Here is a 19,792-nt window from a genome sequence, read left to right as displayed (position 1 = left end):
AGTCACGATAGCGGAGCGGCACGGCAATTTGAACTCAGAGTTTCTTTGGACCGCGATAACCGATCCTTTAGCGGCTTTTAACGCTGCGAGCGCGCCGCGAGAGTACAGGCTTCCGCGCTATCGCGTCACGCGCGCGGCAGTTGCAGGCCGGTGACGAAGTACGCGTGCAGTCCATGCGCAAAGCGCTTGAGCCGGGTGACGATCGACTTGTTCGCGCGCGTGAGGCCGTTGTACCCGAGCACCGCGGGTATTGCGACAAAGAGCCCGAACGCAGTCATGATGAGCGACTCGCCGACCGGTCCGGCAACATGATCGATCGATGCCTGTCCGGTTTCGCCGATCACGATCAGCGCATGGTAAATGCCCCACACGGTACCGAAGAGGCCGACGAACGGCGCGGTGCTGCCGATCGACGCCAGCACGGCGAGACCGCTTTGCATATGGGCGATGATGTCGTCGATGGTGCCCTGCAGACGGCGCGCAATCCAGTCCGACACGCCGATGCGGTCTTGCAGATGCGGCCTGTTTTGCCGGTGATGCGCCGCGGCTTCCGCGGCTGCCACAGCAAGCGCCAGAAGAGGATTGTCGCGCAGCACTGCCGCCGATGCGTCGCCACTATAACTATCGAGGCCGCCCAGGTCTTCGAGCCCGTGTTCGAAGCTGTCCGCTTGCCAGAACAATGCGTCGGTGCGGCCGGTCACACGCTTGATGCGCATAACGTGCCACAGTTTGACGACGATGACCGTCCACGACACGATGGACATGATGAAAAGCGTGCCGAGGATCGCGCGTGTGACGAGATCGCCGCTCTGCCAGACATTCGCGACACCATAGTGCTGCATATCGTTTCCTTCAAGTCGCTTCGCATGAAAAGCGAAACGCAGGCAACTAGCGGACTAGAGGCAGGCGACGTGCGTTGCATCGTCGATGTCTGCGCATTCATTCTCCGCTGCGGAGCGGCGTTTTAGAACGGCTACTGCAGTTGCTAAGTCAATTCGGGAAAATTTCCTGTCCCTCTGCGTTGCCAAACGTTCCTTTAATGAACTACTTTGCTTGAATGCCGGGCTTGCGCGGCACACCGCTTTTACAACGGAGTAAAAAATATGCTGGAGACACGCGTTCGTATAACAACAGGGGGACGTCCCATCGTTTTAGCTGCGGCTGCCGCGGCTGTCTTTGCCGCATTCGCGGCCGTCCCGGCGCTAGCCGCGGCGCCAACGGCTTATGTGACGAGCGAGAAGGCCGGTGTCGGTGTGATCGACCTCGACAAGATGACGCTAACGAAGACGTTTCCTGTCGGCGAAGCGGGTCCGCGCGGGCTGAGCCTGAATGCGGACGGATCGCGCCTCCTGGTGGCCAACAAGAATACCGGCGACCTCGCCGTCATCGATACGGCTTCCGGGGAAGTCGTGCAGCGCGTGAAAATCGGCAAGAATCCGGAGTTTGTGCGTGTGCACAACGGCTATGCGTACGTCACATACGAGCCGGGCGAAGACGGCGGACCACCCGCCGCGAACCCGCAGCCCGGCAAGCCGGCTAACGAGTCAGGCAACAAACCGCATGCCGACGACGATGACGATGCGAACAAGCCGCCCGCCGAGATCGCGATCGTCGATATGAAGACCTGGCGCGTGGTGCGTTCGGTGACGAGCGGTCACGAAACCGAGGGCATCGAGTTTTCGCGCGACGGCAAGAGCATGCTCGTCACGAACGAAGGCGACGACACGGTTTCCGTCTATCACGCGCGCACCGGAGCACCGCTCAGAACCGTGAAGCTCGCGGCGGGCGGGCGTCCGCGCGGCATCCGCCTGTCGCCGGACGGCAAGGAATACGTGGTCACGCTCGAGTCGTTGAGCAAGCTGGTCGTCATCGACGCGCACACGTTCAAGGTCGTCCGGTCCGTGGATACCAAGCTGGGTCCATACGGCGTGGCATACGGTCCGGAGGGCAAGAGGCTCTTCGTCGCCGCGGCGCGCGACAAGACGGTCCAGGTGTTCGACGGCCACAGCTACGAGCATCTCGCCGACGTTCCGGTGGGACAACGCTGCTGGCACTTCAGCTTTACGCCGGACGGCACGAAACTGCTGGTGGCCTGCGGGCGCTCGGACGCCGTCTATGTGCTCGATGCGCGCAGCTATCAGCCGATTACGCAGATCGGCCAGTTGCCGCTCGCATGGGGAATCGTTACCTATCCGCATAGCGACGGCTCGATCGAATCGCGCTGACTGCCCGTCATTCGCGGGGCGATGACAGGTCCATCATGTGTCATCGCCTCGCGTATGCATCGTGTCGCATCGCGTCACTTCCACGCATAGCGCAGGCCGACCCAGAACCCGCGCGGCGCGCCTGGCCCGACGAACTGCTCGTTGCTCGGGTTCGCGCCATCGAACGTATGGTTGGAGCCGTTGAAGAAGTTCTCGCCTAGCGTGCCGAAGCTCGCATACCGCTTGTCGAGCAGGTTCGTGATGTTCGCGAAGACCTGCAACTGTTTGGTCACCTGGTACGACGTATCCAGATCGATCAGCAGATAGCCGGCGATCTTGCCGTTCACGTCCTGGTTGTTTTCGTCGCCCTGTGCATAGATGCCGCCGCGCCACGTGAGGTTCGCGCCAACCTTCCACTTCACGGTGGCTGCATAGTCGAGCTGCAGCTTGACCGTGTTCGCCGGGATTCCGGGAAGATGGTCGCCCGGCTTCACGACAATGTTGCCATTCGCGTCCGCGCTCGAATTGCTCGGGCTGCTCTCGGTCCAGGCCGACCGGTAGGTTGCGTCGATATAGCTGTAGCTCGCCGTCACGGCGAGTGGACCTAGCTGGCTGCGCCCGGAAAGCTCGAAGCCTTGCCGGCGCGTACGTCCGACGTTCTGAAAGAAGCCACGATTGCTCGCGGCCCCGTTGCTGCTGATGAATTCTATGTCGTTATCGAGCGTCGTTCTATATACGGCCGCACTCCATGTCGTCGCCTGACCGACCCGTCCGCGCGCGCCGAACTCGAAGGTCTTCGAAATCACCGGTTGCAGCGCCGGGTCGGACACGAAGTCGTTCGGCAGCGAGCAGGGCGCGGCGGGATCTGCGCAGGCGAGTTCGATCGCCGTGGGCGAACGCATGCCTTCGTTGTAGGTGGCATAGGCCGTGAACGTCGAAGTCGGATTCCAGTTGATGCCGACTGCCGGATTGAAACGGGAAAACGTATGGTGTCCGTTCAGCTGCGGCTGAAGGCCGCTCGAGTCGCCGATGGTGGCATCGGCCCAGTTGTAGCGGCCCGCAAGCGTCAGCGACCATTGCTTCGTCAGCGACAGCGTGTCTTGCATGTAGATGCCGTAGTTGCCGTTATGCGTTTTCGCCGCGGTCTGCTGCGTGAAATCGCCGATGCCGAGCGTCGCGCGTGAGTCGGTGAACACCGCGTCTTGCGACGATTCCGTGTAACGCGAATTTGCAATGTCCGCCGACACGCCGGCGACAAACTGATTCTCCATGCCGCCGAGTTTGCCGAGCAACGTGAGCTGCAGGCTCGCGCCGTAGCTCTCGGTCGAGACCACCGATTTTTCGTTGGTCGCCTGCGTGGTGTCGAGGTCGCCGTCGTCCCCGATGGAGCCGAAGTTCGGATTGGTGTTGCTGCTCAGGTTGCTGTTGCGGAAATGCCGGTAGTACGCATTGCCGCTCAGTTCCACGTTGTCGCTGAAGTAGTGTTCGCCGGAGAGCGTCAGGTAGCCCGCCGTGTTGAGGTTCTGGTCGGGATAGGTGTACGGCTGCTTCGGGTTACCAAGAAACGAACGCGGAATAGTCTGCGTGCCGTGCAGATCGTTGTCCGCGCCACCTGCCGACAGCGACAGCGTGGTGTCCGCATCGGTATAACGCAGCTTGCCGAAGATCTGGCGCACGCGGCTTGCATTCTGTTCGGCCCAGCCGTTGTCGTTGGCCACGTTGCCGGTCACGTAGTAGTCGAGGTTCTGTCCGATCGTGCCGCCTTGCTCGATTTGCGCGCTCTTGCGGCCCCACGAGCCGAGCGCCACTTCGGCCTCCCCGCCGGGGCTCGTCTTGCCGTTCTTCGTGGTGATAGCAAGCGCTCCGCCGAGCGTGTTCAGGCCATAGGTCGGATTGGAACCCGGAATCAGTTGAATCGTGTCGATGGCTTGCTGCGGCAGCACGTCCCAGTTGACCACGTCGCCGAACGGCTCGTTCACGCGCACGCCGTCGACGAACACCGAAATGCCTTGCGGTGTGCCGAGCAATGGCGACGCGGTGAAGCCGCGATAGTTGACGTTCATCTGATACGGATTGCCCTGCGCATCGGCGATATCGACGCTCGGCAGATTCTTCGCGAAGTAATCGGTGAGCGTGCTGCGGTGCTGTTGCGCGATGTCTTGCGCGTGGACCGTTTGCACATTGGCCGGCACCTGAGCGAGCGGTGTGCCGATGCCGAGAAGCGGCGTGGTGCCGACCACCACGACCGGAGCGAGCGTGGTCGTCTGGCCGTCCGCACCCGTCTCGACAACTTTTGCCGATGTCGCTGCCGATGCCGACACCTCGGCCGCCGGTTGCCCGTCAGCCCACGCGCCGACCGAAATGCTCGCGAGCGCGCTGCCGAATCCCAGCGTCAGGCCGGCGCGTCGCCGCAGATTGAGCACGGGATTGGGACGGCGCACGCGTGATGTGATATTCATTATTCTGTCTCCTGCCGGGGCGACGCTTTCTTCGTGGCGCAGCCGCGTTGCGGCATGCGTAGCGCTTTCTTTCAAGGTGTGCAAAGCTTCGCATGCGCCATCGCGCGGAAGCTCGGGAGCTTTTCCCGAAATCGCGAGGAAGCGTTCCCTAACTCGTTGCAACCAGAGTTCGTGTCCGACGGGCCTGAGTAGAATGCAAACGTGATGTCGAGCGATTCCTCCAAACCTTCGTCAGCCCGCCGCGAGCCATCGCATTCGACGGTTCCGCGCGATCTCGCATGTGTGCTCGCGCTGACCACGCTCGCTGCGGTGTTGAGTTCGGTGTTCGATGTCAGCGAGCACGCGTATCGCTGGACGCGAGGTCTGGAGCGCTTCCAGCTCGACGAATTGCCGGGCACGCTGTGCGTGCTCTCTTTGGGCCTCGCCTGGTTCGCGTGGCGGCGCTATCGCGAGACGCGCCGCGAGCTTGCCTATAGCCGCGCGCTGGAAGAACAGGCCGAACGTCTGCTGGCCGACAACCGGCGTCTCGGCAATCAGGCGTTGCAGGCGCAGGAGATCGAGCGCCGCCATCTCGCGCGGGAACTGCACGATGAACTCGGCCAATACCTGAACGCCATTTCACTCGACGCGGCGCGCATTCGCGATCTTTCAGCGGCACGCGAACCGGAGGTTCATCGGATATCGCTCGGTCTGATGCAGAGCGCGAGCCATGTGTACCGGCAAATAGGCGGCATGATCCGGCGGCTGCGGCCTATCGGTCTGGATGAATTCGGCTTGCCGAGTGCACTTGAACATTGCATCGACGGCTGGCGCGAGCGGCTGCCAGATGCGTCGTTCTCGCTGACAATAGAAGGCGATTACTCGGGCCTTAGCGACGCGTTGACGATCACGCTTTACCGGCTCGTGCAGGAAGGGCTGACGAACGTGTCTAAGTTCGCTCGCAACTCACGCGTGGAGGTGTTCATGGTGCGCGCGCCGCGCGAAGCACACATGTCAGAAAACACTGCGAGGGCGAACGAACCGATCGACGAAATCGTCGTGACCATGGCCGACGACGGCCCCGGTGTCGATCTGGATGCACCGCGCGACGGCCTGGGCCTGATCGGCATGCGCGAGCGCGTCGAGGCGCTCGGCGGCGAATTTCATGTGGCGAGCAAGCCCGAAGGCGGCTTCCTGTTTTGCGCGCGCGTGCCCGCTCAGGCGGGACTCGCCGAACCGGTGAACTGAAGTCCGAGGCGGCTTGCCATTTGCGCGAGTTGAACGCCGTTGTCGGCACCGAACTTCTGCCGGATCACCGACTGATGATTGGCCACCGTCTTCTGGCTAAGACCGAGTTTTTCGGCGATGCTCGGCAGCGTGTAACCCTGCACGAGCAGACGCAGCACTTCGAATTCACGCGCGGATAACTGCCGCCCAGGCGGGCCCTCGCTGAAGGCATTGCGCAGTGCGAGCGCCTGCGAGACGTCAGGGCTCAGATAGCTCGCGCGTCTCGCGATCGTGCGAACCGCTTCCACGAGCACATCGGGTGCGCTGGCCTTGGTCACATAGCCGAGCGCGCCGGCATCCAGCGCGCGGCGCACGAAAATCGCTTCTTCATGCACGCTGAAAATCAGCACTCGGGCATCGGGCTCGCGCGCGAGCATGCGCCGCATCGCCTCGATGCCGCTTGCTCCCGGCAGCGACACGTCCATCACCACGACATCGGGCCGCAGCGCACAGAAGCGCTGATAGGCGAGGGTGGCGTCGGCCGCCTCGCCGCACACGTGCACGTCGGCATTCACTTCGAGCAGACGCCGGTAGCCTTCGCGCACCACGGCGTGATCGTCGACGAGCAACACTGAAATGTCCGCCCCTGCCATGTTCAGCCTCCATGCAACGCGGTCGATCAGAGTTCGCGCTTCAGCGCGTTACTCCGGTACCCTGCAGCACTGTCCCTTGCCACTTACTCGTGATGGCCGCCGTCATGCGGCTTATCCGCCGCTTGCGCAGCCAGAAGCTTGCGCGAGTTTGCGTCGTTACGAAACAGGATCGGTTGCTCACGCGGCGCGCTGGCCGATGCCGCCAGGCGCGTGACGTTCACCACTTTTTCATGCGACGGCGACTTGTCGCAAACCGGGTCGGCATTGGCTGCGTCGCCAGTGAGCAGATACGCCTGGCAGCGACAGCCGCCGAGATCGCGCTCCTTCTCCTCGCAACTGCGGCACGGTTCTTTCATCCACTGCAGACCGCGAAAGCGGTTGAACGCGTCGCTGTGGTACCAGATCTCGCGCAGCGGCGTCTCTTTGACGTTCGGCAGCACGAGTCCCGGCAGACCGCGCGCGGCGTGGCACGGCAGCGCTGCGCCGTCGGGCGCTACGCCAAGGAAGACCGCGCCCCAGCCGTTCATGCAACGCTTCGGGCGTCGTTCGAAGTAGTCGGGCACGACGAAGAAAATTTTGCACCGGTCGCCATGCGTGCGTCGATAACGTTCCACCACGACTTCTGCTTCGTCGAGCTGCTCGCGTGTCGGCATCAGTTGAGCCTGATTGTGATGCGCCCAGCCGTAGTACTGCGTGTTCGCGAGTTCCAGATATTCGGCGCCCATCGCAAGCGCCATCTCGATGATCTTGTCGACGTGCGGCAGGTTGTAGCGATGCAGCACGCAGTTCAGCACCATTGGAAAGCCGTGCCGTTTGATCGACGCGGCAACCCGCTGTTTCAGATCGAACGTGCGTGTGCTGCTTAGAAAGTCGTTGAGTTCCTGCGTCGAATCCTGAAACGACAGTTGAATGTGATCGAGACCGGCTGCCTTCAGATCGCCGAGGCGCTTGTCGGTCAAACCGATGCCGGACGTGATCAGATTCGTGTAGAACCCAAGCCGCCGTGCTTCCTCGACCAGCACTTCCAGATCGTCGCGCACCAGCGGTTCGCCGCCCGAAAATCCGAGTTGCGCGGCGCCGAGCGCGCGCGCGTCGCGCAGCACGCCGATCCATTGCTCGGTGCTGAGTTCGCGACTGTGATCGGTGTAGTCGACCGGGTTGTAGCAGAACGCGCAATGCAGCGGGCAGCGGTAGGTCAACTCCGCGAGCAGCCACAGCGGCGGCGCGACGCCCTCCGGCACGGCTTGAGACCGTGCGTCGGCAACGGGTTGTGAAAGATCGGTCATCGCGCTACTCCAGCCATCCACGTGAATGCGCTTCAGCGACGAATGCGCGCACTTCGGGACCGAGTCCGGTGGCGTTGAACGCCTGCTCGAGATCGGCAATCAGCGCGCTCATGTCGCGCGTGCCGTCGCACCGTTTGAGAATTTCCGCCGCGCTCTGGTTGAGCTTCACCATCCCTTCCGGATAGAGCAGCACGTGAGCGTCTTGCGCCGGTTCCCATTGCAGGCGAAACAGCTTGTTGAGGGCGGGACGTTCCGAGTTGGACATGTCGTTCATTGTGGAAACGCCTTTTCGATCGAGTCCAGCATGGTCCACAGAATGTCGAGCTTGAATTGCAAAATCTCGAGCGCACCTTCCTGCTGTTCGCGACGTGTGAAATGATCGAGCGTGACCTGGAGACCGTGCTCCACGTCGCGCTGCGCGAGCGTGATGCGTGAGCGGAAATACGCGAGGCCGGACGCTTCGATCCACGGATAGTGTTCGGGCCAGCTTGCGAGCCGGTCGCGATGCACTTGCGGCGCGAACATTTCCGTCAGAGACGAACACACCGATTCCTGCCATGGTGCGCGGCGTGCGAAATTCACGTACGCGTCGACGGCAAAGCGCACGCCCGGCGTCACATGCTTGAGCGACCACAGTTCCTCGCGCGACAGGCCGACCGCGTCGCCAAGTCGTGCCCATGTTTCTATGCCGCCTTCCTCGTCGCCATAGCCGTCGTGATCGAGAATGCGCAGCACCCAGCGGCGGCGCGTCTCGCGATCCGGGCAATTGGAGAGCACCGCTGCGTCTTTCAGCGGAATATTGATCTGGTAATAGAAACGGTTCGCGACCCAGCCGCGAATCTGTTCGCGCGAGCAGCCGCCGCTATTCATCTTCACATTGAACGGATGGTGAATGTGATACGCCGTGCCCTTCGCGCGTAACTGCGCTTCGAATTCCTCGCGCGTCCAGGCTTCGCCGCCGGGCTTTTCGCCGCCAGACTTTTCGCCGCTCTGGGCGGCGTTGCTCGGTGCTGCACTCAAGGTGTCTTTCGCGTTCATGCGATCTCCGGTTCGTGCGCAGTCAGTGCTTGCTGCGCACGCTTCATAGTTCGAACGTCATGCCGTCGTACGCAACTTCAATGCCGTGCTCCATGAGGATACGGCGCTCGGCGCCGTCCTCGACGAGAATCGGATTCGTGTTGTTGATGTGGATCAGTACCTTGCGGACCTGCTGCTCGCCAAGCGAGTCCAGTACTTCGATCATGCCACCAGGACCGGATTGCTGCAGATGACCCATATCCGCCGCGGTTTTCTTCGAGAGACCGAGCCGGATCATTTCATCGGCGGTCCACAGCGTGCCGTCGACGAGCAGCAGACCCGCGTCGCGCATCGCATCGAGCACGTGTGCTTCGATCGCGCCGAGGCCCGGTGCGTAGAACACGCGCTTGCCTGTCTGCCGGTTGGTGATGACGAGCCCGATGTTGTCGCCGCGCTCCGGTGCGTTGCGATGCGGCGAGTAGGGCGGCGCCTTGCTGGTGAGCGGCAACGCGTGGATCTGCACGCCGGGTAACGCGTCGACGGCGAGCGGCGCGCCGTCCAAAGCGATGCGGCAGTGTTCGACGCCGCAGTAGTGCGAGAGCATCGGCGCGATCGGAAAGCCGCTCGTCAGGTCTTGCCAGACGGCATCGGTCGCATAGAGCGGCAGCGGCGTGTCGCGTTCGCGCAGCATCAACAGGCCGGTGACGTGATCGATCTGCGCGTCGATGACGAGCACCGCGGCGATGCCGCTGTCGCGCGCGCGTCGAGCCGGTTGCAGTTCGGGGTTTGCGGCAATTTGCGTGAGCAGATCGGGCGACGCATTGACGAGCAGCCAGTCCTCGCCGTTCGCGCTGATCGCAATCGACGATTGAGTGCGGCGCGTCGCTTTCAGCGTGCCGCGCCGCACGCCGTCGCAATTGCGGCAGTTGCAGTTCCACTGCGGAAAGCCGCCGCCCGCCGACGAGCCCAGTACCTTGATTTTCATGCCGCGCGGCGCAGCGTGCGCCCCTCGTGAGTAGATGGAAGAAACATGGCCGCGAGCGCATCAGCCACGCGTTCGCGCAAGGCGGGATCGCTCGCCAGGTGGCCTGCGCGCACGCACTCGACGTGTGCGGCGGGCACCGCCCGCGCGAGCCGGCGCAGATTGTCCGGTGGACACACCGGATCGCGCGAGCCATGCACGGCGGCAAGCGGCACACCCGCTGCGGCGGCGACGCGCGCAAGCGACAGCAGTCGTGTCGCTCCGAGCCAGCAGCGATGCGTCAGGTAATGGGCCTGAATGCGATATTTATCGACCAGCTTGCGGCTTTCCTTGTGTGAGATTCTGGCTGGCACGAGCTTGCGTCGCGTGCTTGCACTGGCAAGCACTGCGTTTTCATAGCCACGCCACGCGAGCGCGAGCGCTCGCTGTTGCGCGTCACTCGCGTCACTCGCGCCGCCGCGCCGCAAGCGCGCGGCGCAGCGCGCGAGCAATCCGGCAGGCTGCGTGCAACGGGCGGCGGCACACAGCTTCGCCCATGCATGCGGCGCGCGTCTGCGCGACGTGACAAAGAGACCGCGAACCTCGCGCGCCGATGTGAGAAAGAGGCCGCGTAGCACCACGCCCGTCACCGATTGCGGATGCCGCCCCGCATACGCGAGCGCGAGTGCCGCGCCCCACGAGCCGCCGAACACGCCCCACCGCTCTATGCCGAGCCGTACACGTACCGCCTCAATATCTTCGATGAGCAGGTCCGTGCGGTTGTGGCGCACGCCGCCGCGCGGCGTCGAGCGACCGGTGCCGCGCTGATCGATCAGCACGACTTTGAAGCGCGTCAAGTCGAAGAGCCGCGTTGCGTCGGGCTGGCTACCGCTGCCGGGACCACCGTGCAACACGACGACGGGCACGCCGTCCGCGGCTCCGGTCACCGTGAACGACACGCGCTGAGCGTCGCGCGTGCGCAGCGCGTGCACAGTCGGCGCCGTTTGCGGACGCATACGTGTGTGCATTTGCGTGGCTGAGCGCGGCCGCCTCATGGCAACATCCTCGCGAGCAGATTGTCACGGTCGATCCATTGATGCTTGAGCGCGCCCGCTACATGCAACGCGATCAGCGCGATCAGCACATAGGCGGTCGCTTCGTGAATGCCGAAGAACAGTTCGCGCAGCCCCGCGTCGTCCCAGCCCCACTTGGGCAGCGGGATACCCCAGAAGCGCGTTCCATAGCGGTTGAACGACGAGCCCAGATAGCCCGACACGGGCATTGCCACCATTGCCACGTATAAAAGGCCCTGCGTAGTGCGCGCGGCGGCGCGTTGCCACGGTCGCATCGGCGGCAGGGGCGGCCGGTGAAAGGCCACACGCGCCACGATGCGTAGAAGCACCAGCAGGAAAACCGTCAGTCCGATGGACTTGTGAAGGTTCAGAAGCGTCGCCTTGACGGGCAGGCCCTTCGGCAGTCCAACCATATACAGCCCGAGCGCGAGCAGGCCGATGATGCCGAAGGCGATCAGCCAATGCAGTGCGATCATCGAGCCGGCGTAGCGCGGTGCGGCGCTGGCGCGTGAGGGCGCGGAAGAAGAATGCGCGGTCGTCATGTCTGCCTCCTTTGGTTAGCCCACCACGAGGATTTCGCCCCGTCCGTCGACGGCGACGTCGCCTGCATAGCGGCGCGGCAGACGGGCCGCGCGCCACTGTGAGAAAGGCGCAATCTCGCTGGCGAGACTGCGCACGAGCAGAGACCAGAATACGTCGAAACCACGGCCGCCGTCGGTGAAGGTGGGCGGCACACTGGTGGGACGCTGGGCGAGCAGCAGGGTTCCGCGCCTCATCCCATACGCATAGTGTGCGCCCAGTTGACCGGCGATGCCGATGGTGCCCGCGACGAGCCGCGACGCTGCGAAATCGCCCGCATTGCCGCCCACCAGCACGAGCCCGCGACGCATGCGGTCGGCGAGCCGCGCGCCCGCGTTACCGTGAATCGTCAGCGTGCCGCCCGTCATGCCTTCCATGTCGCCGGCGAGCGCGCCCGCCGCGAAATCGCCGCAATTGCCCGCCACCGTCAGCCGTCCGCCGTGCATTTCGCAGGCGGTGAAATGGCCCGCGTCGCCGTCGATCCGCAACACGCCGCCGGCCATCTGCAAGCCGCATTGATCGCCTGTCGAACCGCTCACGATGAGGTGGCCTTGCGTCATTCGCGCGCCGATGCGGTCGAGCCACGGTACGGCGTCTTCGATCATCAGGGCGCAGTCGGCGCCACCCTGGCCCGCTTCGTCCGACGCAGCCGCATCGCCGCTGCGCGAGACGTCGAATACATCGCCGACGGCGCAACTATCGTTGCCTGCGGGCAGCACGATGCGCTCGACGTCCGCGATGGACAGCGCCGCGAGCGATGCCGGCAGCAACGCCGAGGCGTCGACGCGAAAAACCGGCGCCGTCCTGACGCGCAACGTGGTCACGACAGTCATGCGCCGCTCCCGCCGAGACCGGCCGCCAGTTGGTGAAGATGGAAGTGGTAGGGACCGAGCTTGCCGCCGTAATTGCCCGCCGACACGCGCAGCAGCCCCGCCGCGCGCCCCAGTCCGGCGGCTGCGACGATGCCCGCCGTCATCGCCGCGCCGACGTCCGCTTCGGTGAGCCCGTCGATCACGATTTCGAGCACACAGCCTACTTCCGCGCTTAGTTCGCTGCGCGCCGAGAGGCCCGCGAGTGTCGGACAGAACGCGTCGTTCGTGGACGCGGTGGCGCCTTTGTACTTCGAGCCGACCTTCGAACCCGAACGCACGACGCCGCCTGGAAACGGCATGATCACGTTCGGCAACATGCGCATCGCGGCGACGGCCGCTTCGGCAGCGGCCAGCGCCGCGTCGATATCGCGTGCGAGAAGAATCAGATTGCCGCCGCCCACGGCCTTCACGGTGGGCGCGGTTTCCTCGCAGACGAATTCGCCGTCCATCACCGGCACTCGCCAGTAGCGCGTGTCGCCCAGCATCTTGGAGATCTGCCAGCCGTCGCCGAAAAAACGCAGGTTCTTGCCGAGCGGTGCGAGATCGGAAAGCGGCGCTCGGCTCGTTTCTGGATCGATGCCGCGATACACGGCAGTGGTCGGGCAAGTGAGCACGCATTGCCCGACACGCCGTTCGATCTGCTTGGCCAGTTCCTTCGACGACACGGCGAACAGCAGCACGGCGGCGCCCGGCCGTCCATCTGGTGTTTCGTCGCCTTCGAGCGTGCGTTCGATGCCGGCCTCGCAGCCGCAGCCGATCACCGAGGTTGCAAAACCCGTCAGCGAGCGCGCCGCGTTCATTGCCCACGCCGGCGTATGCGCGGTGATCACGAGCCGCGTCGCCTTCATCGGAAATGCTTCCGCGAAGGTGGCGTCGATCGTGGTGCCGTTGATTTGCAGGGTCGCCGTGTCGCTCATCGTGTGCGGGTCGCTGTTCAGGTCAGCCATGTCAACCGTGCGCAAAGCATTCGACCGGCAGCAGCTTGCCGCCGCGGCAGCAGTTGCAGATTTCGTCGTCGCTGATTGCCGCATGCGCGAAGTTGCTCGCGAGATTTTTTTCGCTGTAGGCGCGTATCCGCTTCTCGATGCCCCGGTCGAATTCCGGCGACACGAAGTGGATGCCGCCCGTCGGCGTCGCGACGAGCGTGCCGTCGCGCGCCACCAGCTCGCCGTCCTTGAACACGTAAGCGGGCGACGTGAACATCCGTTCACGGTCCGGGTCGTCGCGATAGACGGCAATGTCCGCCGCGGCGCCCACGCCGAGATGGCCGCGGTCGCGCAAGCCGAGCAGGCGCGCCGGTCCCGCACGCGTGATGATTGCGATCTCGTACAGCGAGAACTCGCGTGTCAGTTGCGGTAACGCACTCGCCACTTGCGCGTCGGCATGGAGCTTCGCCAGTTGTTCGTCGCGAAACGATTTGTCCATCAAGAGACGGATCAGATGCGGATAGCTCGTGAAGGGGCCGCCGTTGGGATGATCGGTGGTCATGGCGACGCGCCACGGGTCGTCCACGAGAAGAAAAATCTCCAGCCCGATGATCCACTGCAATGCATTCACGTAGCTCTGCTCGCGATAGCGGAACGGCACCACGCCGCAACCGGCATCGCATTCGATATCGCCCACCACCCACTTGTGCGGCCGGGCGAGCGGCGCATTGCGGAACTGCATCATCGTGTCGCCGGAGGCCGTCACGGTCTGGCCGAAGATAATCTGGCCGACGTCGATCGACACGTTCGGCCGCGCGTTCACGGCCTCCGCGATCTGGCGCGCGCCCGACGAGAATTTCAGCGGTCCTTCCACGCCATAGCTGTGAAACTGAATATGAGTGAGGTGCACGGGAAGACCGTCGGCGGCATCCATCGTGGCGATGGTCGAATCGATGTTGCCGGGCACGCCGAGATTGCTCGCATGCACATGCAGCGGATGCGGCACGCGCAACTCGGTCAGCGCGCGCGTCAACGTGTGCAGGACGTCGCGCGGCGTGATGCCGTAATGCACGTGCGGTTCGTCGACATTCAACGCGCGCTGGTTGAACTTGAAGGCGGAAATGCCGCCGGGGTTCACGACCTTGACGCCCAGCGCCTTGCTGGAATGGATCGTCCAGCCGACATAGTCGCGCAGGCGCTCGAAGTCGTCGCGCGCGGCGAGCATCTGCAGGAACAGTTCGTCGTTGCCAAGCATCACGTAGGCGCCGTGATCGATGATCGGCGTGTCGCCCATTTCCAGATGCGTGTGCCGCGCGTTCGACGGCATCATCGCTGGCTCGAACGCTGCGGTGTAGCCCATTTCCGCGTAACGGTAGCCGGTTGCCAGCGTGCCGGGCGCGCAGACGCCGCACGAAGGCAGCCTCAGATAGCGGCCGTTCGCGTCCTGCACGGACTCATAGGCTGCGTCGCGCACGGGGTCGTCGCGGTGATCCTCGGGCAGCAGAAGGCGCGACAGGTTCGTCTTGCCGCCGCCAATATGCGAATGCATGTCGATGCCGCCCGCCATTACGATCATGCCGGTGGCGTCGTATTCGTTGTCGGCGGGGACGTTGGCAGGTACATCGACGATGCGACCGTCGCGAATGGCCAGGTCGCGGCGCTCGCCGTCGACGCCGTTGGCTGGATCGAAAACCGTGCCGCCCTTGAGCCGGATCAGCGTCATGGCCGCACCTGCGCGGCGGAAGGTGCGCGACCAGGCGCCGGGAAGCTGGTGGGTATCCGCGCGGCAAGCTGCGCCGCCACTGTCGCGACCGTGGCAAGCGGCGCGCCGCGCGCGGCGGCGAGCGGCATCACCACCGAACTGTCGACCCGGAACAGATGCCCGCCGCTATCGACGCCAGGTGTGGCGACCGGAATGAACACGGTGCCCTTGCCACGCGCCGCCGCGGTCTGCGCGAGAGCGGGGTGGCCGAGCACGATCGTCGGCAGGTTTTGAGACAATGCTTCGGGCCATGCGGGCGGCGCGAAACTGGCGACCCACAGCAGCGCGTCGATTTCGCCATCCGCGAGCAGCCTTTCGGTGCGATAGCGATACGGATCGTGATCGAGCGGTGCCGTGCCGGCGGTGCGTGCCGGCTTCGAGACCCGCGTGCGAAGCGGCAGCCCCGACAGCCACGTGACCGTCTGGTTGACGCTCAGCGCGCCGTCGTCGCCGCCGAGCGCGAGGCCGCCCGCGCGCGACTTCAGATTCGACGCCTTGACGATCCGGTTCAGCGCTTCGATCAACAGTGCCGCATGCGGGCCGGGCAACGAAGCGGGTTCATAAACGAATACGGTGTAGCGCGCCGCCGCGATGCGAGCTTGTAGCGCCTGCAACACGTCGAGCGACTGCTTCGAGTTCTGGGCATCTGCAATGTCTTCAGGGAATGCGTTTGGCGCACGCGCGTCGCTGATGGTGGACCACAGCGCGAGCGTATCGAACGGATCGGCGTCCGGCAGGATCGACTCGACTCGCGTGTTTGCAAGGCGGCTTGCCGCCGGATCGGACTCGCAGCCGACGAACACCAGTTCGCGCGCCGTGTCGGTTCCTTCAATCGTGCGGGCGAAGAAGCGCGGATAGCGGCGCGACGGCTGACAGCCGAAAAATATCAGCAGATCGGCGCGGGAGCGCACTTCGGAAAGCGTCGTGAAAAACGAGCCGCGGTCCTGCAAGGCGAGCGTGGCCGCGCTCATCGCATCGCCATGCTGATGGTCGAGGATCGCGCCGCAGCCTGCAGCAAGCGTGTACAACGCACGCGCGCCGGCCACATCGGTCGTCAATCCGCCGAACAGCGGACGCCGGGCCGACGACAGAATCCTTGCTGCATTGGCAAGCGCTGCGTCCAGTTCCACGTCGTGTCCGTCAACGCTCGCACCGCACTGCTCATCGGCAGCGCCGTAGCACGCGAGCGCTTGCAAGAGGCGAGGGCAGTCGGTGTTCTGCACGGCGAGCGTTGCGTCGCCACGCGATTCGATCGCAAGGTCGTCGCATAGCAGCGGACAGAACGGGCAGGTCCAGTCGCGTGTGATCGACGCGGCGGGCACGTGGGCCGCGCCTGAAGGCATGGTCGTCGACGGGTCAGTGGGCGAGAGGTGCATGGGGCGACATTTAGCAAGCTCCATGCCGATGCGTTGGACTGCACAGTGTAAGCGGCGGCACGTAGCGCTCCGGCTGCCTATGCAAGCCCTCGTTAGCTGGATCGCGGAGACTGGGCGAGACACGACCAAGGGCCGAGGGCTCGCGACCTTGTCACCACAGGCCGCGCAAGTCTGACGCACCGCACAGGTTGTGTGTCGTTCTGGAGCAGAGTGTCACGCGCGGCTCTTTAAAGCTCGACAAAGCTTGCCGTTTGTTTACCGCCACACCCCGTTCACCGATTGGCATGGAACTTGTTTTGCTCGCCTACGTGGATGCGGCGAGCGGCATGCCGACGTGGCCGTCGTGCAGCGCAGAGGCCACGAGCCACGCGCTTGCGCCGGTGCGAGCCGCCGCCTCGATGTCGTCGCGATGGCGAATCCCGCCCGCGCCGATCACGTCTGTATGGGCTGGAGCAGTGGCGCGAACACGCTCGAAAGTGGCGAGATCGGGGCCGTCGTAGCTGCCAACCTGATCGAGTGTCATCGCGATCACTCTTCGCGGCCACGACGCGGGCGTGAGTGTCGAGATGTCGGAAGGTGTTGCGGCTGTCAGCAGTTGACCGGCGCGATGGTCGAGTGAGAGTAGCGGCGAGAGCCCGGCGGTTTCGGCGGCGTGCAGGGCTTGCGGGTCTTGCAGCGATTCGGTGCCGAACACCGGCACGAGCGTCGCCAGATCGTGGGTCGCGGGCTTGCTGCCAGCGTCGATACGGTCGAAGAGCGCGAGCATCGAAGCGTAGTCCGCGTAGCCAGCGTCGAGCCAGATGTCGATGCCCGGCAGCGCCGCACGCAGAGCAGTGAGCGTTTGAATGTGAGCGCCCCGTTGGAGGATGGCGCCAAGGTCGGCGATATAGAGCGTGCGCGCGCCGCTCGCAGCAAGCAGCGCGCGGGCGACGGCAAGCGGTTCGCTGGTGGCCGTCAGCGACGAGCGTATCGGCAGATAGGCAGTCCGTTCGCCGCGCACGGCGCGAACGACGTGGCCGTCGAGCAGATCCAGAACCGGTATCACCTGCATAGGGGCGCATCCTTTGACCAAGATCTTTGTCTTCGAGTATCTCACCGGCGGCGGCATCGACCCCGCGCTTGCTGGAGCTGGCAGCCTCGCCGACCTGAGCGCGCTGATCGTAGAAGGCCGCGTGATGCGCGACGCGCTGGTCGCGGACCTGCGCGAACTCGACGGCGTTCAGGTCAGCTTCGCGAGTTCGCGCTTCGAGACCGTCGATCCCGCGTTGGCTCATTGTATGGCCGCGCCCGGTGAATCGATGACGGCCTTCGTCGCGCGCGTGGCCCGCGAGCACGACTACGCATGCATCATCGCGCCGGAATGCGACGGCTTGCTGCTGCATCTGTACGACGCGGTCGGCGCGGCGCGCTGGCTCGGCTGTGCGAAAGAGGCGATTCGCGTCGCGTCGAGCAAGAGCGCGACGGCGGCCTGTCTGGCGGCGCATGGCATCGCGACCACGCCGGCCATCGAACCCGGCCAGGCGGTGACCCACACAGGCAACAAATGGGTCGTCAAACCCGACGATGGCGCGGGCGGACTCGACACATTCCTGTTCGACGATTTCGCGCAGGCTTGCGCCGAATTCGACGCACGCGCGGCGCAAGGGCGCAACCCGGTGTTGCAGGAGTGGGTCGACGGCGAGCCGCTCAGTCTTTCTCTGATCTGCGATGGCGAGCGCGTCGAACTGGTCAGCATCAACCGGCAGCAGATTGGCCTGAGCGAAGGCAAGGCGCATGGGAAGCATGCGCGCATCGTCGAATTCGACGGTGTGGCGGTCAATCAGATCGACACGGCGGGCGAGCAGGGCGAGGCGCTGCGCGAGCTTGCGAAACGCGTCGCGACGGCGATGCCCGGGCTGCGCGGCTTTGCGGGCATCGACGTGGTGTGGCATCCGTCGCGTGGGCCGGTCGTCATCGAAGTCAATCCGCGCCTCACTGTGGCTTATGCAAGCCTTTCCGCCGCACTGGGGGGCAATCTCGCGGCGGCTTTGCTGGTGGCGCATGGCGTGCGCGTTCAGCCGGGCAAAACCGATGACACCGGTGAAACCGGTGAAACCCGTGAAGCCGGCCAATCAGGTGAATCGCGCGGGCCGGGCGAATCGGCAACAGGCGACCGACCTACGGCCGCGGCGGCGCGGGCCCACGACGCCCGGCCTCTTTGCAGAGTTCGACCATGAACGCGCCGCGCATGAACTCCGTGAGCGCCGCGCCGGTGTTCGGCTGGGACGTCGGCGGCGCGCACGTCAAGGTGTCGATGAACGATGCGAGCGGCGTCGTGCTCGAGGTCGCGCAGTGGGCTTGCCCGTTGTGGCAAGGGCTCGAACATCTCGAACGCACCATCGACCTCGTGTTCGAACGCTGGCCGGTCGCGAAAACCTACGCGGCGCGGCACGCCGTGACGATGACGGGCGAGATGGTCGATCTTTTCGAGGACCGCGCACAAGGCGTGCGGGCAATCGCAGCGGCGCTCGCGCAGCGGCTCGGGCCACGCGTCGCTTTCTATGCGGGCGAGTCTGGCTGGTTGACGGCGCAGACCTGCGCGGCCGGCTGGCGCAGCGTCGCGTCGGCGAACTGGCTGGCGACCGCTCGCTGGATAGCGACGCGCATACCGAATGCATTGCTGATCGACATCGGCAGCACGACGACCGACATCATTCCGCTTGCGAACGGGCGAGTCGTTGCGCGCGCATCGACGGATGCCGGGCGGCTCGCGACCGGTGAACTCGTCTATCAGGGCGTCGTGCGCACGCCGTTGTGCGGGATCGCGCAGCGCATCGAGTTCGGCGGGGCGGCGGTCAACGTGATGAACGAATGGTTCGCGACCACCGCAGACGTCTATCGCCTCACCGGCGAACTCGCGGCGCAATACGACCTTTACCCGAGCGCCGACAACGGCCCGAAAGACGAACTCGCGAGCAGAAGGCGGCTCGCGCGGATGATCGGCCGCGACGCGCATGAAGCGAGCCCCGCCGAATGGCGCGCGTTCGCGCAGCGTTGGCGCGAGCTGCAGCTGCGCGAGATCGGCGCCAACCTGACGCGCGTGACGGCGGCGCATCCCGAGCTTGCCGCCGCACCGCTCGTGGGCGCTGGTTGCGGACGCTTTCTGGCGGCGGCGCTCGCGCGTGAAGAGGCGCGCGGCTATATGGATTTCGGCGCGCTCGCGGGAGGCGCGGCCGATCAGGCGGACTGGATAGCGACGTGTGCGCCGAGCGTGGCGGTAGGGCTACTCGCGGCGATGCACTATGCGCAGGCCGGCGGCGGCGTTCGAAGCGTCGATGCGGCTACACGCGCCGCATGAACCCACACGAGACATCCGGAGGAGGCGGGCGCAAAGAGCAAACAGGCGGGCCAGCAGGCAAGCGGACAAGCAAACGAGGTT

General features: G+C 64.7%; 18 protein-coding genes. 4 read left to right on the top strand and 14 right to left on the bottom strand.

From position 1 onward, the window contains the following. Positions 1-125 precede the first annotated feature (125 nt). Entirely contained in the window at positions 126-842 is a 717-nt protein-coding gene (locus J2W46_RS03005; RefSeq protein WP_088173966.1) for a MotA/TolQ/ExbB proton channel family protein, read from the bottom strand. A gap of 261 nt (positions 843-1,103) precedes the next feature. Between J2W46_RS03005 and J2W46_RS03000 the strand changes: the two genes are divergently transcribed. After that, positions 1,104-2,225: a YVTN family beta-propeller repeat protein gene (locus J2W46_RS03000; protein ID WP_310351172.1), complete on the top strand. Its 1,122-nt coding sequence runs from the start codon at positions 1,104-1,106 to the stop codon at positions 2,223-2,225. Positions 2,226-2,299: 74 nt separating this feature from the next. On the opposite strand, the gene J2W46_RS02995 is transcribed toward J2W46_RS03000, so the two are convergent. Continuing rightward, complete coding sequence (locus J2W46_RS02995; RefSeq protein ID WP_310351170.1) at positions 2,300-4,663, bottom strand: TonB-dependent receptor; 2,364 nt, start codon at positions 4,661-4,663, stop codon at positions 2,300-2,302. A 204-nt stretch (positions 4,664-4,867) separates the two neighbouring features. Between J2W46_RS02995 and J2W46_RS02990 the strand changes: the two genes are divergently transcribed. Continuing rightward, positions 4,868-5,890 (top strand): histidine kinase, encoded by a 1,023-nt coding sequence (locus J2W46_RS02990; RefSeq protein ID WP_310351167.1) that lies wholly within the window; start codon positions 4,868-4,870, stop codon positions 5,888-5,890. Here the strand turns inward: J2W46_RS02990 and J2W46_RS02985 are convergent. From J2W46_RS02985 to J2W46_RS02930, 12 genes are all read right to left on the bottom strand, one after another. Beyond that, complete coding sequence (locus J2W46_RS02985) at positions 5,860-6,522, bottom strand: response regulator (protein ID WP_020066360.1); 663 nt, start codon at positions 6,520-6,522, stop codon at positions 5,860-5,862. The genes J2W46_RS02990 and J2W46_RS02985 overlap by 31 nt on opposite strands. An 83-nt stretch (positions 6,523-6,605) precedes the next feature. Continuing rightward, positions 6,606-7,808 carry a pyrroloquinoline quinone biosynthesis protein PqqE gene (gene pqqE / locus J2W46_RS02980; protein ID WP_288827229.1) on the bottom strand — a complete coding sequence of 401 codons (1,203 nt, stop codon included), beginning with the start codon at positions 7,806-7,808 and terminating at the stop codon, positions 6,606-6,608. A gap of 4 nt (positions 7,809-7,812) precedes the next feature. After that, entirely contained in the window at positions 7,813-8,082 is a 270-nt protein-coding gene (gene pqqD / locus J2W46_RS02975; protein WP_310351163.1) for a pyrroloquinoline quinone biosynthesis peptide chaperone PqqD, read from the bottom strand. After that, complete coding sequence (pqqC, locus tag J2W46_RS02970) at positions 8,079-8,846, bottom strand: pyrroloquinoline-quinone synthase PqqC (protein WP_310351162.1); 768 nt, start codon at positions 8,844-8,846, stop codon at positions 8,079-8,081. Before pqqC ends, pqqD begins: the two co-directional genes overlap by 4 nt. Before the next feature lie 43 nt (positions 8,847-8,889). Next, positions 8,890-9,810, bottom strand: coding sequence for a pyrroloquinoline quinone biosynthesis protein PqqB (pqqB, locus tag J2W46_RS02965; RefSeq protein WP_310351160.1), 921 nt, complete (start codon positions 9,808-9,810; stop codon positions 8,890-8,892). Further along, the gene (locus J2W46_RS02960; protein ID WP_310351157.1) at positions 9,807-10,802 is read right to left on the bottom strand and encodes an alpha/beta fold hydrolase; all 996 of its coding nucleotides are present in this window, start codon (positions 10,800-10,802) and stop codon (positions 9,807-9,809) included. Before J2W46_RS02960 ends, pqqB begins: the two co-directional genes overlap by 4 nt. Before the next feature lie 35 nt (positions 10,803-10,837). Next, entirely contained in the window at positions 10,838-11,401 is a 564-nt protein-coding gene (locus J2W46_RS02955) for a cytochrome b (protein ID WP_020066354.1), read from the bottom strand. A gap of 15 nt (positions 11,402-11,416) precedes the next feature. Then, the gene (locus J2W46_RS02950; protein ID WP_310351154.1) at positions 11,417-12,271 is read right to left on the bottom strand and encodes a formylmethanofuran dehydrogenase subunit C; all 855 of its coding nucleotides are present in this window, start codon (positions 12,269-12,271) and stop codon (positions 11,417-11,419) included. Beyond that, entirely contained in the window at positions 12,268-13,227 is a 960-nt protein-coding gene (fhcD, locus tag J2W46_RS02945) for a formylmethanofuran--tetrahydromethanopterin N-formyltransferase (protein WP_131321015.1), read from the bottom strand. Before fhcD ends, J2W46_RS02950 begins: the two co-directional genes overlap by 4 nt. 31 nt (positions 13,228-13,258) lie before the next feature. Next, positions 13,259-14,959 (bottom strand): formylmethanofuran dehydrogenase subunit A, encoded by a 1,701-nt coding sequence (locus J2W46_RS02940; protein WP_088173957.1) that lies wholly within the window; start codon positions 14,957-14,959, stop codon positions 13,259-13,261. After that, on the bottom strand, positions 14,956-16,374 hold the full coding sequence (locus J2W46_RS02935; RefSeq protein ID WP_310351151.1) for a molybdopterin-binding domain-containing protein: 1,419 nt from the start codon (positions 16,372-16,374) through the stop codon (positions 14,956-14,958). Before J2W46_RS02935 ends, J2W46_RS02940 begins: the two co-directional genes overlap by 4 nt. Positions 16,375-16,678: 304 nt before the next feature. Next, the gene (locus J2W46_RS02930) at positions 16,679-17,425 is read right to left on the bottom strand and encodes a HisA/HisF-related TIM barrel protein (protein WP_204521719.1); all 747 of its coding nucleotides are present in this window, start codon (positions 17,423-17,425) and stop codon (positions 16,679-16,681) included. A gap of 13 nt (positions 17,426-17,438) precedes the next feature. On the opposite strand from J2W46_RS02930, the gene J2W46_RS02925 reads away from it, so the two are divergent. Continuing rightward, entirely contained in the window at positions 17,439-18,590 is a 1,152-nt protein-coding gene (locus tag J2W46_RS02925; RefSeq protein WP_310351148.1) for an ATP-grasp domain-containing protein, read from the top strand. Continuing rightward, complete coding sequence (locus J2W46_RS02920; protein ID WP_310351146.1) at positions 18,587-19,711, top strand: hydantoinase/oxoprolinase family protein; 1,125 nt, start codon at positions 18,587-18,589, stop codon at positions 19,709-19,711. Before J2W46_RS02925 ends, J2W46_RS02920 begins: the two co-directional genes overlap by 4 nt. Positions 19,712-19,792: the final 81 nt, after the last annotated feature.

The organism is Paraburkholderia strydomiana (assembly GCF_031456815.1).
Taxonomy (GTDB): domain Bacteria; phylum Pseudomonadota; class Gammaproteobacteria; order Burkholderiales; family Burkholderiaceae; genus Paraburkholderia; species Paraburkholderia caledonica.
Note: the sequence above shows the minus strand (reverse complement) of the source record. Positions and strands in the feature narration are given on the sequence as shown.

Bases quoted from the DNA above. Each gene is read 5' to 3' on its own strand.
- pqqE (WP_288827229.1), bottom strand. From the start codon at position 7,808: ATGACCGATCTTTCACAACCCGTTGCCGACGCACGGTCTCAAGCCGTG.
- J2W46_RS02985 (WP_020066360.1), bottom strand. From the start codon at position 6,522: ATGGCAGGGGCGGACATTTCAGTGTTGCTCGTCGACGATCACGCCGTG.
- J2W46_RS02940 (WP_088173957.1), bottom strand. From the start codon at position 14,959: ATGACGCTGATCCGGCTCAAGGGCGGCACGGTTTTCGATCCAGCCAAC.
- J2W46_RS02935 (WP_310351151.1), bottom strand. From the start codon at position 16,374: ATGCACCTCTCGCCCACTGACCCGTCGACGACCATGCCTTCAGGCGCG.
- J2W46_RS02930 (WP_204521719.1), bottom strand. From the start codon at position 17,425: ATGCAGGTGATACCGGTTCTGGATCTGCTCGACGGCCACGTCGTTCGC.
- fhcD (WP_131321015.1), bottom strand. From the start codon at position 13,227: ATGAGCGACACGGCGACCCTGCAAATCAACGGCACCACGATCGACGCC.
- J2W46_RS03005 (WP_088173966.1), bottom strand. From the start codon at position 842: ATGCAGCACTATGGTGTCGCGAATGTCTGGCAGAGCGGCGATCTCGTC.
- J2W46_RS02960 (WP_310351157.1), bottom strand. From the start codon at position 10,802: ATGCGTCCGCAAACGGCGCCGACTGTGCACGCGCTGCGCACGCGCGAC.
- pqqB (WP_310351160.1), bottom strand. From the start codon at position 9,810: ATGAAAATCAAGGTACTGGGCTCGTCGGCGGGCGGCGGCTTTCCGCAG.
- J2W46_RS02950 (WP_310351154.1), bottom strand. From the start codon at position 12,271: ATGACTGTCGTGACCACGTTGCGCGTCAGGACGGCGCCGGTTTTTCGC.
- J2W46_RS02990 (WP_310351167.1), top strand. From the start codon at position 4,868: ATGTCGAGCGATTCCTCCAAACCTTCGTCAGCCCGCCGCGAGCCATCG.
- J2W46_RS02920 (WP_310351146.1), top strand. From the start codon at position 18,587: ATGAACGCGCCGCGCATGAACTCCGTGAGCGCCGCGCCGGTGTTCGGC.
- pqqC (WP_310351162.1), bottom strand. From the start codon at position 8,846: ATGAACGCGAAAGACACCTTGAGTGCAGCACCGAGCAACGCCGCCCAG.
- pqqD (WP_310351163.1), bottom strand. From the start codon at position 8,082: ATGAACGACATGTCCAACTCGGAACGTCCCGCCCTCAACAAGCTGTTT.
- J2W46_RS02995 (WP_310351170.1), bottom strand. From the start codon at position 4,663: ATGAATATCACATCACGCGTGCGCCGTCCCAATCCCGTGCTCAATCTG.
- J2W46_RS03000 (WP_310351172.1), top strand. From the start codon at position 1,104: ATGCTGGAGACACGCGTTCGTATAACAACAGGGGGACGTCCCATCGTT.
- J2W46_RS02955 (WP_020066354.1), bottom strand. From the start codon at position 11,401: ATGACGACCGCGCATTCTTCTTCCGCGCCCTCACGCGCCAGCGCCGCA.